Consider the following 15,841-nt stretch of genomic DNA (forward strand, 5'->3'; position numbering starts at 1 on the left):
TGATAATTTAATATATATATAAATTCTTATCTTTTCTATCTAACAAACCAAATGTTGGTACGATTGTTGCTTTTAAAAAAATGACAGTTTCTACTGTTCTAATATTATTCGCTAGCCTTTTTGATTTCTGATGCAATAAGCTTTGCTTATCTTCTCTATGTTCTATAAGCCCGCCGATTACCATAATTTCACCGCTCTTAATTTTTAACATAGAGTTCATTTCTCTGATTTCAACAATTGGAATGTCGCTATTTAATTTCATTTTACTCTGCTGTGCGACGTACTCTATATCTGGATCTTTAGTGTAGCCGTTAATTCTTGATAAAGTTGGATGTATATCCATGAATATTTCACTAGTATCAATGTTAATGCTTGGGTGGATTATTAGCACAACACCTATTGGGACGCTATTCATCTTGGTAATTAAGGTCTGATTAGAGTTTCTAGTATCTTTTTGTATATCGGAGGTAAAATAAATATGGTTTTTAGTAAATGAAATCATCGCTTGCTGATTATTTATAGCATGTACTCTGGGGCTTGAAATTACAGTTGAAGTGCCAAATTTGTCTAAATTTTTTACTAAATCTCCTAGATCATTTGCACCAAAGTTCATTGCTAGGTTAATAATGGAGTTATCTTGATTTATTATAGACTTAGTTCCATCTTGTAAGTCATTTAAGTTCATACCAGAAAGGTATTTGTCATCTAGCACAACTTCAACTATTTTTGCCTCTATCATTACTTGAGAAGACGCTAACTTCTTAACCTTATTAATATATTCTTCAACAGCTTTGTGGATATCTTTTCTAGCATTCAAAATAATAACACCAGCTTCTCTGTTGGATGAAAGGAATTCGCCATCATCCACCCCGTTAACATCCATTATTGCATTCAAGCCTTTTTCTAATGAATTCCATAAGTCACTACTGTATTGAGACTTCATAACATTGTTATAGTCCCTATCAACGTTACTTCCATCACTGTTAGTAATATTGTTATTAATGACGAAACTGCTTTGAGCAGAATGTTGAATATTGATGAAGTCTACGTAATAATTTTGTGCGTATGGCAAGTCCTGCTCAATTCTAATTACACCATTACTTGTTGAGTAACGCAGTTTGGCGCTATTTGCTATACTCTGAATTACTTCGTTTATATCCTTATCTTTTAGCTTTAAAATAATATTACCTGATATTTTTGGGTCCATATCCAAGTTAACGTCAGAAAGTTTTCCTATCTCAATCAGCAAATCCTTTACTGATACTTCTTCACTAACATTAATAGAAATAAGCTGATTACTGATTGTGAGATCGGGAAACTCTATTGGTAAAGGCATAATTTCTGGTATTGCCGGTTCATTAATCTCCAAAGAGGTGTTATATTGTTGCAACGGATAATCGTGCTTATAATTGTCTATGTTAATAGGATATTGCTTGGTAGGTAGATGTGTGCAAGAAATAATGAAGAGGAGTATTAAGCATTTAAAAATAGCCATTAGAACAGCATACAAAATCTATACTAATAGATTTCTATAAAAATATTAAAAATGTATTTAATCTCATTTTCATCGAGCAGATAATTGTCGTGTATTAGCTTTGGCTATGTATTTTTTGTATACTCTTCTTGTACTTAAATGTAGACCAGCATAGCCCTAATTTTTTTATATATTTTACTTCTTTCTCTGTATTTAATAATAGGCTTGAAAATAAATGGTAAGCCTATAATTGTTAAGCTTAGAGCTAGGGTTGAAAGTATACAACAGGCTTTGTGTTTACTATGTAGCTCTTTCAGGTAAAGCATCAAAAATCTACAAAATTTTTTGTAATTTTCTTCGATGTTTTTTTTGCTATGAGCCTTGCTAATGAACATATCTATTGCGGTATGACCGTTATTGCACTTAATGTTAAGGTCTGCACCTTTTTCTGTTAACAACTGAGCTATATCAAAATAATCCTTTTGAACAGCAAGATGTAGAGGTGCAAAACCTTGTTGCTCACAAATGTTCATATTGGCTCTAACTTCCAATAACATTTTCACAATTTGTGTATGGCCTTTTTTAACTGCGAGTAGCAAGGGAGTTCTGTTACATTTAGTAACAGCATTAACGTTTACCTTAAGCTTCAATAAGAGCTTAACTGTTTTAGTGTTACCATTATGGCTAGCTTTATGCAGCCTAGCGTTACCATTAAAATCTTGATCGTTTGCTTCTATTCCCTTTGAAACAAGAAATGTTACCATTTTTCTATTATTATGCTCAATAGCGCAATCTAACGCATCAAAACCATGGTTGTTTTTTGTGCAAAAAAACTCTTTAAGTTTAATTTTATCGTTACTTGCTTGCTGTTTTTTTGCAATAAGTTTTACTATTTGCATTTTGTTGTTATACGCTGCTAGGAAAAGCGTAGTGTTATTTTCTGCATCTTTGGCTTCTATATTTGCACCTTTCTTTATCAGATATTCTATAATTTCTGCTCTGCTGTCATAATGTGCGGTGCATTGATAAATGGTTAAAAACAAAGGAGTACGAAAATTGTTATCTTCACATTCGAGATTTGCTCCGCTATCAATTAAAATTTGGACGCTTTTTTTAGAACCGTATAGTGAAGCTATATGAAGAGGAGTATAGCCCTCTTTGGCATCTTTTTCATTAATTTTTGCGCCTTTTGTTATCAAAAAATCTATTAATTCCGTGTCATCTTGTAGTGCAGCAAGGTGCAGTGGAGTGAATCCATTTTTATCCTTGGAATTAATTGTCAGTTGGTTAACAAAAAGTTTAGCAACTTTCTTGTGTCCATGCATAATGGCGTAATGCAGAGGGTTTCTATTTTCGTTGTCTACGACATTGAAATCAGCTTCGTGCTCTAGTAATGACTTTACTCCAACTAAATCTCCTTCTTTTGTGAACTTATGCAAGAGAGTGATTCCACTTGCATCTTTTGAGTTAATATCAAATCCATTTTCTACTAATTGGTTTATATCTTCCTCACGCGCCATATCACTTAAATCTCTAATTAAACTCTTTTCGCGTTAATAATACTCCTACTTGATTAAGTTTAAATGAATCTGTGAGAAATGGCTAGTGCATTCTTGCATAACAAACTTTTGGCAGCACATTGGATGAAACGAAAAACTTACTTGACAAACTCCGCCAGCCCTCTTATCATGAAACTGAAGCTATTTATTTATCTTCGCAATCTCTGCAGTGGATTAATGACAAAAAACTTAATGTATTTGGCGTAAATCATGCTTAATTTTTTGCACTATGTGCACCTCATGTCTTTATAAAACTTTTAGGTTTCTACCTATACAAGCCGAAACGCGCTTATAAAGTGTTTAAGAAAGTAAAAGACGTCAAATAGACAAGGGAGAATTTGAATACTAGCTACCCTAGGGTTTCTTTGCCTTTTTTTTTATTTGGTAAATTTCTTAACATTTATAGCTAAACGACAACTGTCACCCCTGTAAAGGTCAAGTATCCCGCTACTTGTTAGCGGGATCTAGAGATACCGTGACGGTATGACGTAGGATTGCTGTCATTCTGCTACTTGTTAGCGGCTGAGATACCGCGAATGAATCGCGGTATGACGGTTAGCGGCGGCATGACGTAGGATTGCTGTCATTTCGCTACTTGTTAGCGGCTGAGATACCGCGAATAAATCGCGGTATGACGGTTAGCGGTGGCGTGACGATAAGCTCGTCATTCCGCTACGTGTTAGCGGCTAAGAGATATCGCGGTGGTATAGCTATAAATTGTTGATATCTTTTTTATATCACATTTTTAACTTACAATAGTTAGCCAGCGTTCCTTACATTAACCAAATCTTTCAAATTCTGCACTCACCACTACCTATAACTCACTTTCACGCAATATTGATCGTTCTTAAAAAGCAATCTAACATTTTTTATTCCTTGATTGCGAAGCTTTGATGCAGCTGATTTAGCAGCCTGAGCACTTTTAAAAAATGCAACATATCCCTTACTTTCTGCACTGTCTTGTTTCGGGTGACGTTTCTGCATTTCTTTTTCATATTGCTTTCTGTAATGAGGAGTATTTTGTATCAATTGTTCTGACATCTTTCTTAGGTATTGAACTTTTACTTTTGCAAGCCCAGATTTATGAAATCCTAAGACTTGAGCTGCTTTTTCTGATAAGTCTATTATTCTGCCTTCAATAAAAGGCCCTCTATCGTTAACCCTTGTAACAAGCTTTCTTCCATTTTCTAAATTAGTGACAAGAACAAAGCAGGGTAAGGGCAAAGTCTTATGCGCTGCAGAGATCAAGTGACGGTTAAACGCTTCACCATTTGCTGTAAGTGTGCCATGATCTTCTATTCCATACCACGATGCTATCCCTATCTCTTCATAGTGTTTACAGTTTTTTGGATAATAAGTTATACCATTTATTGTGTAGCTGCTGCCAATTTTATAATGACCTGCAGTGCAGTTAAACCTGTTGCTAAAACTGCAGCTACTTATCAAAACAAATATTAGACATAGAAAGGTTAGGTTTTTTATCATTGTATTCGGTAAGAGGGTTCGATACTATGAGGATTTTAAATTATACTATAATAAATTTAGTAATGAGTAAACATCTACTGCTAAATATTAACAAAACTCAAAAAGGAATAATACATATTATTGGTATAGGTGGAATCGGAATGAGTGCCATTGCTGAAATTCTTCACAATTCCAATTGCAAAGTTCAAGGCAGTGATGCACAATCAAACGACAATATAAATAAGTTACAAAAGCTAGGTATAGAGGTTTTTATTGGTCACAATGCTAATAATATAAGCCAAGCTCAAATAGTTGTACATTCTTCTGCAATAGAATCTGATAATGTGGAGTTAATTGCGGCAAAAAATAACAATAAAACCGTTTTGCATAGATCAGACATACTTGCTGAAATTATGAAAGGTAAATATGTGATAGCGGTTTCAGGTTCAAGCGGAAAGACAACAACAACCGCTATGATTGCTTCCATTTTTGATCATTCTGGCATTGATGCGACTGTAACTGTAGGAGGGATATTAAATTCCTATAAGAGCAACTTCAAACTTGGAGGGAGTGACACTTTTCTGATCGAGGCTGATGAGTCTGATGGAACTATGCTAAAAATCCCTGCAAAGATTGCTGTCATAACAAGTATCAACAATGACCACATAGATTATTACGGCACATTTGATAATATCAAAAATGCATTTTCCCAATTCGTGAATAATGCAGGTTCTGCAGTTTTACCTGATTCTGTAGACATCGATTATGATGCGGGTAATTCTATAACGTTTGGGTTTGAGAATGGTAGCATAAGAGCCAGCAACATTAAACAGCATGCTAACAGCATAGAATTTGATGTGTTGAACAACTGGATTCCAGCATTACGTGCTGGAATGACAAAAGGAAAGTGTACAGAGATGTCATCCCAGTGCGTGACACTGGGATCCAGCCCTTTAAAAAACATAGTACTATCAAATGCAATTGGAATTCACAAAGTAAGCAACGCCCTAGCTGCAATATCAGTTGCGATAAAGCTCGGAATTAGCGATGCAGATATTAAAAAAGGCCTTTTGGAATTTCAAGGAGTAGCAAGAAGATTCTCTTTGATTGCCGATATTAAAGGTGTTAAGTTAATTGAGGATTATGCCCATCATCCAAATGAAATATATGCAACTTTAACGGCTGCACGTTCGATTACTAAAGGAAAAGTAATAGGAATTATCGAACCACTTCGTTTTGCCCGCATTCGTAATTTTTTTGATGAATTCATACGAATTTTCATGATGTTTGATTATGTCATCCTCACTCCTGTTCATCCCCCAGAAGACAAGCCTATTCCTGGTTGTGGGATTGATGATATACAAAAAGCTTTAATCAGTAATGGATTTAATAACACAAAAATTATGAATGATGCTTTGCTCATTTCACATTTTATTAGTGATTCGACAAGTCCAAGTGATATAGTATTATTTATTGGTGCTGGTAGTAATATAGCTAAATTGGCAAAGGAAACTGCAGCACTTATTGCGGAAGTTAAGGTTTAATGTAATGAATAAGATAATCAATAACGTATTTGCAAGAGAAATTTTAGATAGCAGGGGTTACCCCACTATTGAGGTAGAAATTGAGCTCTGTGATGGTGCAATAGGCAGGGCATCTGTACCTTCTGGAGCTTCAACCGGTAAATTAGAAGCCTTGGAACTCAGGGACCAAGATGAGAAAAGGTATTGTGGTAAGGGAGTGCTGAAAGCTGTTCAAGCTGTAAATGGGATAATAGCAGATGAAATCATTGGAATGAATGCAGCGGACCAAAATGCAATTGATAAAGCATTAATTGAACTGGATGGAACAAAAAACAAATCAAAACTTGGAGCAAATGCAACTTTGGGTGTGTCTCTTGCAGTTGCAAAAGCAGCAGCAAACAGTTTCAAAATGCCGCTATATAGATATTTGGGAGGAAAGCAGACGAGTGTTATGCCGGTTCCACTCATTAACATAATTAATGGTGGAGTACATGCAGACAATAAGCTCGATTTCCAAGAATTCATGATTCTTCCGGTCGGTGCTGAGACTTTCAGCGAAGCGATTAGAATATCTGCGGAGGTATTCCACAACTTACGTAGCATTCTTAAGAAAAAAGGTTATAGCACAAATGTAGGGGATGAAGGTGGTTTTGCACCAAATATTGAAAGTACTGAAGAAGCACTTGATTTGATCATATACGCTATAGAATCAGCAGGTTATTCAGCGCAAAGTGATTTTGCACTAGGCCTTGATGTTGCTTCATCTACTTTTTATGAAGATGGAATTTACAAATTTGAACACAGAGATCTTACTTCAGAAGAGTTGACTGAATATTATTGTAATCTTGTGGAAAGATATCCAATAATTTCTATAGAAGATGCAATGAGTGAAGACGACTATGAAGGTTGGAAATTACTTACTGCAAAATTGGGGAGTAAAATTCAATTGGTTGGGGATGATTTGTTTGTTACAAATTGTGAACTGATATGCAAAGGAATAGAGGAAAAAATGGCAAATGCTGTACTGATCAAGCCAAATCAAATAGGGACGTTAACAGAAACTTTTGCTGCTATTGAAATGGCAAAATCAAATGGCTATAAAGCTGTTATTTCTCATCGCTCAGGTGAAACAGAAGACACAACAATATCCCACATAGCAGTTGCATCAAATTGCGGGCAAATAAAAACCGGGTCGCTATCGCGTTCTGATAGACTCGCGAAGTATAACGAGCTAATCAGAATAGAAAGCGCATTAGGAAAGGATGCTAAATATTATCGTGGGTTAGCATGGGTTTTATAGACGAAGTAAAATTGTGTTTAAAAGCTGGTGACGGTGGTGATGGCTGTGCAAGTTTTCGTCGAGAAAAGTTCGTTGAATTTGGTGGTCCAAATGGTGGTAATGGAGGAAAGGGTGGAAACATAGTTTTCATCAGCGACGCTAATCTCAACACTTTGCTTCATTTTCGTTATAGAAGACACATTAAAGCAGATAGTGGAAAAAATGGTGCAGGCAGGGATAGATCTGGCACAGCAGGGAAAGACGTTATACTTAAAGTTCCAGTCGGTGCACAAATAATTGATGAAGAAAGTGAAGAGATAATAGTAGACCTTGACAAGCCTGGTATGGAATTTCAAGTAGCACAGGGTGGAAAAGGTGGACTTGGAAATACTAATTTTAAATCTTCTACTAATAAGGCACCAAGACATTTTACTTACGGTCAGCCTGGCGAAGAAAAACATGTATTATTAAAACTAAAAGTTTTATCAGATGTTGGAATTATTGGCATGCCAAACGCAGGTAAATCAAAATTTTTGACTCGCTGCTCAAATTCCGATACAAAAGTAGGCGATTATCCATTTACCACCGTAAGACCTCATTTAGGCATGGTAAAAGTGGATGATAGCGAAGTTGTAATAGCAGATATTCCTGGAATAATTACTGATGCTCACCTTGGAGTTGGGCTCGGGCATAAATTTTTAAAGCACATAGAAAGGTGTCAAATTTTACTTCATTTAATCGATGTAACTCACGATGACGTTGTTTCGGCTTATAGTTGTATCCATAATGAATTGGAACTTTACAATAGTGATCTTGTTGAAAAAGAAGAGATTGTAGTATTAAACAAATGCGACTTATTGAGGGAAGCAGAAATTCTGGAAAAGAAGAATCACCTAGCTAATTATCTCAATAAAGAAGTGCTGTGCTTATCAATTAATGGTGATTTACAGCCTATTTTAAGATTATTAAGTGAAAAATTGAAAAAGAGTAATTCTAAGGAAATCGATGTATATGATCCTTTTAAAGCGTAAATTTTCTATTTATGGATGTACAAGAATGGTAGCGTGCAACCAGAACTAAGCGTACAGCTGTGCAAACATCGTGATTTGAGTCCACCAGAAGGGTGTCATCCCAGTGCCCAGACACTGGGATCCAGGAATTTTATTAAGTTGGTAAGCATAAAAGTAGCCGTTTTATGTTAAAATACAACGTTTTGATGATTATGAAAAGGCTGGATTCCAGACTGGAATGACACCATCATAAAGTGAATCAGTGTCAGCTACTTGCATCTACCATGCAAGTTAACTGAAAATTGCAATGTTCGTACACTTGACTACTTGGATCTAGTATGATTTAATTAACCAAGAAGTAGGCATGAAAAAATTATGTAGTGAACCAGTTTGCATAACACCAGGAGGAAAATATGGATAGAAAGACGAGAATAGAATCAGACAGCTTAGGGGAAGTAAAAGTACCAAGTGAACATTACTGGGGAGCACAGACTCAGCGTTCTTTAGAAAATTTTAAGATTGGCACAGAAAAAATGCCAGAGCCTCTGATTAAAGCATTAGCAATAGTAAAACTTGCAGCAGCGCGTGTTAATATGAAACATGGTGTTATAGATGATAGGGTAGGGGACGCAATTTGCACAGCCGCGAGGGAAGTAATAGATGGCAAATTTAATAATGAATTTCCGCTTGTTGTTTGGCAAACCGGATCCGGAACGCAGACTAATATGAATATGAATGAAGTGATCAGCAATCGTGCAATAGAGATTTTAGGTGGTAATTTGGGTAGTAAATCTCCAATACATCCAAATGATCATGTGAATTATGGTCAGTCGTCAAATGACACCTTTCCAACAGCAATGCATATAGCAGCAGCAGAGCAAATAAACTGCTTGCTTATTCCAAATCTTGAAAAATTGCATAAGGTGCTGGATAATAAGGTTCAGGAATTTAAAGATATAATAAAAGTAGGACGTACTCATCTGCAAGATGCAACGCCCCTAACACTAGGACAGGAGTTCTCTGGCTATGCAGTCCAGATTAAAAAGGGGATAGAGAGAGTAAAATCAACTTTAAGTGGTATATACGAGCTTGCACAAGGTGGCACTGCGGTTGGCACGGGACTCAATACTAAAAAGGGTTTTGCTGAAGATTTTGCAAAGCAAGTTGCAGGAATTACTAACCTTCCATTTACTTCAGCAGGCAATAAATTTGAAGCGCTAGCAGCAAATGATGCTTTAGTTGAGCTCAGTGGAACACTCAATACAGTAGCAGTCAGTTTAATGAAAATTGCAAATGATATAAGGTTGCTTGGTTCTGGTCCAAGATGCGGAATTGGGGAAATAATGTTACCGGAAAATGAGCCTGGTTCTTCAATTATGCCAGGTAAAGTGAATCCAACTCAGTGTGAAGCGGTGACTATGGTATGCACTCAAGTTATGGGAAATCATGTTGCTGTAACCATTAGTGGTTCAAACGGTCATTTTGAATTGAATGTGTTTAAGCCAGTGATAATTTACAATGTTTTGCAGTCTATAAGACTTTTAGCTGATGCAAGTTTAAATTTTACAGAAAAATGTGTAATTGGTATTAAAGCAAATGAAGAGAGGATAAAAGATTTACTGAATCAGTCGTTGATGTTGGTCACTATATTAAATACGCATATAGGGTACGACAATGCAGCAAAAATAGCGAAGCTTGCTTATAAAGAAAATATCACTCTAAAAGAAGCAGCAGCAAAACTTCAACTGCTCACTGAGGAAGAGTTTGAAAGGATAGTGAAACCAGAAGAAATGGTAAATTATTTGTAACCGCTCACACTTAATTCTTCAATCTCACTAATAGAAAGGCCAGTAAACTTGACAATAGTGTTAACATCAACATTATTATCTTGCTTTGTCTACCTTATTTTGCCGCTCCCCTGAACGGATACGGTTTAAGACATAAGATCCTTTTTCATAGCTATACTACGTTATCCAGCGTCTGGGCACTGGTTTCTTGGTACTTATTCCGCAATAATTTTTTTTTCCTTCAATAAACTTTGCAGTTCGCCTTTTTCGTACATCTCGCGAGTGATGTCGCAACCACCAATAAACTCTTCCTTTATATATAATTGTGGAATTGTTGGCCAATCAGAAAACTTTTTTATAGATTCACGTATTTCATCATTCTCCAACACGTTAATATACTTAAACTTCACGTTCAATTTTTTTAGGATTGACACGACGAGTCCAGAGAATCCGCATTGAGGAAAATCAGAAGTGCCTTTCATATACAATACCACATCATTTTCTGTTATATCTTTTTTTATTTGTTCAAAATTGCTCATAAATTCACCTTATTTTTAAGTATTAGTTTCCAGTTGCAAGGCGTGTATAGACTGACCTTCCAGAGCTTTATATACCATTTTATGCTGTTCTATTTTTGTCTTTCCAAGAAAACACTTGGAGTTTATTTTTAAATGATAATGGTCATCATCTCCAGCAAGATCATGAATCTTTATATCAGCGTCGGGGAACGATTGTTTGATGATCCTCTCTAATTCGTGAATTGCAATAGTCATTGATTTGCTTTAAATTACAATACTTTCATTATAAATCTAAAACGATTGAGCGCAATAAAAAGTTGCTATCATAAAAAATAGAAGCATACTATAATAATGGAATGACAAATTATGCAGGGAGGCTTTGTGGTGGGCGAAAGATTTAAATTCACATATCTATTGGTTTTGCTAACTTTTTCATTTAGGTGCTTATCTTACGATGATAAAATAAATAACTTAGAGAATGTTTACATCAAAGCTAACTATTTTGGAGCATTCTTCAATGCAATAGGTTCTCTAGAAGGAAAAGAAGATGCAGGTGACAATATAACAGAGGGGGTTTTTAGTTTTAATAAGAAGGAGCGAATTGAAGCTGGATACAGTCCTAAATATGTTCCAGGGTTTGCCGGTAGTGCTGCAATAGGGTATTTATTCAAAAATATGAGAGTTGAGTTTGAAGGCTTATATTCTCAGACTAACTTATATGATGAAGATTATTCAGATAAGAAAAAAGCAAGATATATTGAACTTCGTCGTCACAATGATGCGTCTACTGGAGCGGAATGCAATTCACCTTGGAGAAGTGGAAAGGTTGATATTCACATTCAAGAAAATTGTAGTGTTGAAGCAGAGTTCAGAGCTGCATTTAAGATGAAAAATGAAGGTTTTAATAACTTAGCTGGAATGGTCAATGTATATCGTGATTTTAATATAGCAAAAATGCCATTCACCCCATATGTTGGTATTGGTGCAGGTGTAACTAGGGTTAAATTTCTAGGAAAAACCAGATATGCCTTGGCTTACCAAGCAAAACTTGGTATCAATCACCAACTTACAGCACAAACTCAAGCATTTGCTGGTTTACGCTATTTTGGTATCCTTGATAACCAATTTAAAGATATTGTACCAGGAATAAAGATACTAGCTGGTGAAGGATATATTCCTGCCGGTGGAGGAAGTAAAGTTGATGAAACTGCACGTGTTGAATCAACAACTGCAACCATTACCAATAGGTTTGGCATATATGGCTTAGAGTTTGGGTTGGTTTATCACTTTTAACTTTATCCAATAAATTACATATGTGAAGATAGTAAATTCAGCGTGCTGAGAACATTAGAAAGACGAGATTTTAATTGATTTTCATATTTACTCCAATCTTGTATTGCCTTTCTTGCAACACCTGAATCAACTGCGGCTTTTGCAACAGCAGGAGCTACTATAGAAATTAATCTTGGGTCAAATGGAGTAGGTATTATATATTCACGTCCATAGCCCATTTTACGACCGCCATAGACTGCAGATATCTCACCTGGTACTGGCTCACGGGCAAGCTTTGCTATTGCATCTGCAGCTGCAATTTTCATTTCATCATTTATTGTTGTTGCATGTACATCAAGTGCCCCTCTAAATATATAAGGAAAACCCATTACGTTGTTGACTTGGTTGTTGTAATCTGACCTACCAGTTGCAATTATTGCATCTGGCCTCACAGATTTTGCAAACTCAGGCCTTACTTCTGGATCGGGATTGGCAAGAGCAAAAATAATCGGGTCTTTGCCCATACTCTTTAACATCTCTTCATTTAACACATCTTTTGCAGATAGTCCGATGAATACATCAGCGCCTTTTATTGTATCAAGTAGAGAACGTTCGGAAGTATCAATTGCATACTTTTCCTTCCACTCATTCATATCCTCGTTTCTACCTTTGTATATTACTCCTTGCTTATCACACAGCACTATATTTTTAGCGCCCATGGACTTTAGTATTTCTAAACATGCAATACCGGCTGCTCCAGCACCATTCATAATGATCTTAACGTCCTCTAATTTCTTTTCAACAATATCAAGAGCATTTTCTATGCCAGCTGCAACAACCACCGCAGTTCCATGCTGGTCATCATGGAACACTGGAATATCCATCAGTTCATTCAGGCGTTTCTCTATTATAAAACAATCGGGAGATCTTATATCTTCTAAATTTATCCCCCCCCAACTTGGCCCAAGATACCTTACTGCATTGATGAAATCTTCTATATTTTCTGTACCAACTTCTATATCAACTGCATCAATATCAGCAAAACGCTTAAATAAAACAGCTTTGCCTTCCATGACAGGTTTTGCAGCAAGAGGACCGATATTACCAAGTCCAAGCACTGCAGTGCCATTTGAAATGACAGCAACACAGTTGCTTTTTGCTGTATAATCATAAACAACCTCAGGATTTTTAGCTATTTCAAGGCACGGAGCTGCAACACCAGGGGAATAAGCAAGTGACAAATCATACTGGGTAGATAAAGGTTTTGTTGGCATGATTGAAATTTTACCAGGGTTACCACCTCTGCTGTGATACTTAAGCGCTTCTTGTTTTGTGGTACTATCTAAATCATCGTTCATCATTACATCCTTATATTTTAAGCTTGTATTTTTTAAGTATATGGAGTTTTTATAAATGTTCAATTGTAAATTATTAACTTGTGAACTCTGTTGTACTTCTGTATAAGTTTACCTATTACGTAAGATGATATTACATGCTTAAAAAAAACGTGCCTAATTTGCTTACAATTTCTCGTGCACTTGCAATACCAGCAATAATATTAAGTTTTTATATAGAAAATAAATATGCAGGCCTGATAACAATATCAATCTTTGTGTTTGCGTGCATTACGGATTTTTTTGATGGTTACCTGGCGCGTGCGTGGAAAGTCCAATCAAAGTTTGGCAAGCTATTTGATCCAATTGCTGACAAATTAATAGTGGTTTCAACGATAATTATGCTAGTTTATAAGCATAAGATAAATGATTTTACAATAGTACCATCGATTATCATCATCTGTCGGGAGATATTAGTCTCGGGTTTACGGGAGTTTCTGATAGCTACAAATGTTAGTCTACCTGTAAGCAAAGCTGGAAAAATTAAAACATTTTTGCAGATGGTTGCTGTAGTAGCGCTAATAATGAACGATTATTATATGATTCAATATACAGGTGCGATTTGTTTATGGGTTGCAGCTATTATAACTATGTGGTCAGGCTATAATTATATCCTAGCCGGCATCAAATAGATTGATTAAATCTCCTAGGAAATAGTTAATAGACAAGAGTAGTTAATATCTTAGTGATATTGACTCAGAAAGCAAAAAGGTGTATAATTATATTAACTTACAACTAATTAGGTTAATATTATGAAAATACCTAGTGGCAAATTTTCTTCTACTAAAAAGGTTCCAGGAAAGAATAAGAAAAAAAGAGATTTTGAACCATTAGAAGAGTTTTTTTGGGATTTTTGGCCAACAGTTGATAAAGAAGTCAAAAGAGAAAGGCTAGAACAAGAACTATTAGCACTAAAAAAAAGAGAGCTATATAGAAAATGTGCATCATTGGCAACAATGGTCCCATTTACATTGCTGATGGCGATTGAACTGGAAAAAACATATAGCGATCAGGTATTACTTGGCGTGATAAGTGGCGCGCTAAGAACCTGTCTTGAAAGGAACTAAGCAGCTAATTTAGCAAGCATAATAGTAATCATATTAAAGGAGATATTAGTTTTTGAAGTAAGAGGAGAATGCTCATAATCCTTGCTCATACGTCTAAAATTGGAAAGCCAAGCAAAAGTTCTTTCAACAATCCACCGTTTAGGAATAACTTGAAATCCTACAGCATCAGCTGCTTTTTTAGTAATCGTCAATAAACATCCTGTTTTCAATAAACAGTAATTTTGCAATTTACCAATATATCCCTGATCAGCGAGAAACCTTTGTAGCGTTGGAGCTTTTCGTTTAGCTTGAGTAAAAAGATTTAGAGCACCATCACGATCTTGAATGCCTGCACTATGAACATCAGCTGTAATAATTAGGCCTATTGTATCCACAATGATGTGACGTTTTCTACCCTTTATTTTCTTGCCAGCATCATATCCTCTGGATCCCCTTTTTGAGTGGTTTTCACTGATTGACTATCAATTATTCCTACCGAAGGTATTTCATTTTTGCCAACCATTTTTCTTACCTTTTTTACTAACATATCGTGTATTTCTTCCAATTTGCCACTATTACGCCACCTGAGAAAATAATCATACACCGTTTTCCATGGCGGAAAATCTTTTGGCAGCATTCTCCACTGGCAACCACCTTTCATTATATATCTTATTGCATTAATAATTGTTCTAATATTGTGCTTTCTTGGCCGTCCTACTGCACCTTGTGCAACACTTGGCTCCAAAATTTCCCATTCTTTGTCACTTATATCACTTGGATACATTTTTACCTACTATTTTTTACTTATCTCATCATATTCTCTTTCTCATTTCTTTTCAAGACAGGCTCTAAGCCACACTATATTACCTTTTACAGTCTTATCTCTTATTTGTACGCTATATTTAATTTACAATAATAGGAAGATAGCACAAAAAGAACGAGAGTTGGAGATTATTGAAAATGGAGAGGAAGTAAAGGAAAAAGAGCACAATATTTCTGATATAGGTCAGTGTTTGATCTATATTGAGGCTATAACAACTGCACTGGTTATTGTAGGTATGATAATGGGTGAAACATCTTCACTTGAAGCAGCAGAGGATGCAATTTTATTTCTTGCCAATGCAATTGCTTTTCTTGCAACTCTTGTTTCTTATATTGATAAGCATGAAAAAAATAAGAAAAAGGAAACAGAAAAGTCTGATCTTGATGAGAAATCTAGCAAGAAAACTAGCAATATATCTGTAGCCGGATTGGCGCTTGCTGGTTCTTCTGTATTTTTAATAAGAAGGATAATGTTAATAGCATTAGCATCGTCCTTAAATCCTGCTGTTGGACCTACTTTAGGCTTGGTAGGTATTGCAATTTTTATGGCTGTACAGGTCTTAACTATACATTCCTACAGTAAGACGCTGAAAGATCCAAAAGTGGAAGGACGAGGTGAATCAAGAAATGCAGGTAGTTCTGACCGTAGTTATAAAGAAGAAGGACCGGCTGTTGCCTAAGAAATTTATTTAT

14 protein-coding genes and 1 pseudogene are annotated in these 15,841 nt (G+C 35.7%); 8 read left to right on the forward strand and 7 right to left on the reverse strand.

Annotation, left to right across the window (positions count from 1 at the left end; all coding sequences use genetic code 11):
* Window positions 1-7: 7 nt before the first annotated feature.
* The 3 genes from ACICQD_RS02805 to ACICQD_RS02815 form a co-directional block, all read right to left on the reverse strand.
* Window positions 8-1,495: a type II secretion system protein GspD gene (locus tag ACICQD_RS02805; RefSeq protein WP_015588942.1), complete on the reverse strand. Its 1,488-nt coding sequence runs from the start codon at window positions 1,493-1,495 to the stop codon at window positions 8-10.
* A 134-nt stretch (window positions 1,496-1,629) separates the two neighbouring features.
* Window positions 1,630-2,994 (reverse strand): ankyrin repeat domain-containing protein, encoded by a 1,365-nt coding sequence (locus ACICQD_RS02810; RefSeq protein ID WP_065095203.1) that lies wholly within the window; start codon window positions 2,992-2,994, stop codon window positions 1,630-1,632.
* Between the two features lie 849 nt (window positions 2,995-3,843).
* Entirely contained in the window at window positions 3,844-4,518 is a 675-nt protein-coding gene (locus ACICQD_RS02815; protein ID WP_010082236.1) for a septal ring lytic transglycosylase RlpA family protein, read from the reverse strand.
* A gap of 26 nt (window positions 4,519-4,544) precedes the next feature.
* On the opposite strand from ACICQD_RS02815, the gene murC reads away from it, so the two are divergent.
* From murC to fumC, 4 genes are all read left to right on the forward strand, one after another.
* The gene (gene murC / locus ACICQD_RS02820; protein ID WP_038250394.1) at window positions 4,545-6,041 is read left to right on the forward strand and encodes a UDP-N-acetylmuramate--L-alanine ligase; all 1,497 of its coding nucleotides are present in this window, start codon (window positions 4,545-4,547) and stop codon (window positions 6,039-6,041) included.
* A 4-nt stretch (window positions 6,042-6,045) separates the two neighbouring features.
* Window positions 6,046-7,320, forward strand: coding sequence for a phosphopyruvate hydratase (gene eno, locus ACICQD_RS02825; protein WP_264373837.1), 1,275 nt, complete (start codon window positions 6,046-6,048; stop codon window positions 7,318-7,320).
* Complete coding sequence (cgtA, locus tag ACICQD_RS02830; protein ID WP_006280016.1) at window positions 7,308-8,330, forward strand: Obg family GTPase CgtA; 1,023 nt, start codon at window positions 7,308-7,310, stop codon at window positions 8,328-8,330. Before eno ends, cgtA begins: the two co-directional genes overlap by 13 nt.
* A gap of 392 nt (window positions 8,331-8,722) precedes the next feature.
* The gene (gene fumC / locus ACICQD_RS02835; protein WP_264706075.1) at window positions 8,723-10,117 is read left to right on the forward strand and encodes a class II fumarate hydratase; all 1,395 of its coding nucleotides are present in this window, start codon (window positions 8,723-8,725) and stop codon (window positions 10,115-10,117) included.
* A 194-nt stretch (window positions 10,118-10,311) separates the two neighbouring features.
* Here fumC and grxD read toward each other — a convergent pair whose 3' ends face one another.
* Window positions 10,312-10,635 carry a Grx4 family monothiol glutaredoxin gene (grxD, locus tag ACICQD_RS02840; RefSeq protein WP_006280013.1) on the reverse strand — a complete coding sequence of 108 codons (324 nt, stop codon included), beginning with the start codon at window positions 10,633-10,635 and terminating at the stop codon, window positions 10,312-10,314.
* A 15-nt stretch (window positions 10,636-10,650) separates the two neighbouring features.
* The gene (locus tag ACICQD_RS02845; RefSeq protein WP_006280012.1) at window positions 10,651-10,869 is read right to left on the reverse strand and encodes a BolA/IbaG family iron-sulfur metabolism protein; all 219 of its coding nucleotides are present in this window, start codon (window positions 10,867-10,869) and stop codon (window positions 10,651-10,653) included.
* 129 nt (window positions 10,870-10,998) lie between these two features.
* Between ACICQD_RS02845 and ACICQD_RS02850 the strand changes: the two genes are divergently transcribed.
* Window positions 10,999-11,907: a P44/Msp2 family outer membrane protein gene (locus ACICQD_RS02850; protein ID WP_233417545.1), complete on the forward strand. Its 909-nt coding sequence runs from the start codon at window positions 10,999-11,001 to the stop codon at window positions 11,905-11,907.
* A gap of 14 nt (window positions 11,908-11,921) precedes the next feature.
* On the opposite strand, the gene ACICQD_RS02855 is transcribed toward ACICQD_RS02850, so the two are convergent.
* Window positions 11,922-13,244, reverse strand: a complete 1,323-nt coding sequence (locus tag ACICQD_RS02855; RefSeq protein WP_077188090.1) for a malic enzyme-like NAD(P)-binding protein — start codon at window positions 13,242-13,244, stop codon at window positions 11,922-11,924.
* Window positions 13,245-13,378: 134 nt separating this feature from the next.
* Here ACICQD_RS02855 and pgsA point away from each other — a divergent pair, with 134 nt between their 5' ends.
* Window positions 13,379-13,912, forward strand: coding sequence for a CDP-diacylglycerol--glycerol-3-phosphate 3-phosphatidyltransferase (pgsA, locus tag ACICQD_RS02860; RefSeq protein WP_010962629.1), 534 nt, complete (start codon window positions 13,379-13,381; stop codon window positions 13,910-13,912).
* Window positions 13,913-14,032: 120 nt separating this feature from the next.
* A pseudogene (locus tag ACICQD_RS02865) lies at window positions 14,033-14,323 on the forward strand (hypothetical protein); the annotation flags it as partial.
* A 20-nt stretch (window positions 14,324-14,343) separates the two neighbouring features.
* Here ACICQD_RS02865 and ACICQD_RS02870 read toward each other — a convergent pair.
* Window positions 14,344-15,110 (reverse strand): IS5 family transposase gene (locus ACICQD_RS02870; protein WP_395461441.1). Its coding sequence is split into 2 segments (ribosomal slippage): window positions 14,344-14,783 and window positions 14,783-15,110, totalling 768 coding nucleotides; the frame shifts between segments, so codons are not numbered across the junction.
* On the opposite strand from ACICQD_RS02870, the gene ACICQD_RS02875 reads away from it, so the two are divergent.
* The gene (locus ACICQD_RS02875; RefSeq protein WP_395461531.1) at window positions 15,085-15,828 is read left to right on the forward strand and encodes a hypothetical protein; all 744 of its coding nucleotides are present in this window, start codon (window positions 15,085-15,087) and stop codon (window positions 15,826-15,828) included. The two genes, ACICQD_RS02870 and ACICQD_RS02875, sit on opposite strands and share 26 nt — an antisense overlap.
* Window positions 15,829-15,841 lie beyond the last annotated feature (13 nt).

Source organism: Wolbachia endosymbiont (group A) of Therophilus tumidulus (assembly GCF_964277345.1).
Lineage (GTDB): Bacteria > Pseudomonadota > Alphaproteobacteria > Rickettsiales > Anaplasmataceae > Wolbachia > Wolbachia pipientis.

What these genes read in the sequence shown, in the direction of transcription:
- ACICQD_RS02805 (WP_015588942.1), bottom strand. Translation starts at nt 1,495, where the DNA reads ATGGCTATTTTTAAATGCTTAATACTCCTCTTCATTATTTCTTGCACA.
- pgsA (WP_010962629.1), top strand. Translation starts at nt 13,379, where the DNA reads ATGCTTAAAAAAAACGTGCCTAATTTGCTTACAATTTCTCGTGCACTT.
- murC (WP_038250394.1), top strand. Translation starts at nt 4,545, where the DNA reads ATGAGGATTTTAAATTATACTATAATAAATTTAGTAATGAGTAAACAT.
- cgtA (WP_006280016.1), top strand. Translation starts at nt 7,308, where the DNA reads ATGGGTTTTATAGACGAAGTAAAATTGTGTTTAAAAGCTGGTGACGGT.
- fumC (WP_264706075.1), top strand. Translation starts at nt 8,723, where the DNA reads ATGGATAGAAAGACGAGAATAGAATCAGACAGCTTAGGGGAAGTAAAA.
- ACICQD_RS02845 (WP_006280012.1), bottom strand. Translation starts at nt 10,869, where the DNA reads ATGACTATTGCAATTCACGAATTAGAGAGGATCATCAAACAATCGTTC.
- ACICQD_RS02855 (WP_077188090.1), bottom strand. Translation starts at nt 13,244, where the DNA reads ATGAACGATGATTTAGATAGTACCACAAAACAAGAAGCGCTTAAGTAT.
- grxD (WP_006280013.1), bottom strand. Translation starts at nt 10,635, where the DNA reads ATGAGCAATTTTGAACAAATAAAAAAAGATATAACAGAAAATGATGTG.
- eno (WP_264373837.1), top strand. Translation starts at nt 6,046, where the DNA reads ATGAATAAGATAATCAATAACGTATTTGCAAGAGAAATTTTAGATAGC.
- ACICQD_RS02810 (WP_065095203.1), bottom strand. Translation starts at nt 2,994, where the DNA reads ATGGCGCGTGAGGAAGATATAAACCAATTAGTAGAAAATGGATTTGAT.
- ACICQD_RS02815 (WP_010082236.1), bottom strand. Translation starts at nt 4,518, where the DNA reads ATGATAAAAAACCTAACCTTTCTATGTCTAATATTTGTTTTGATAAGT.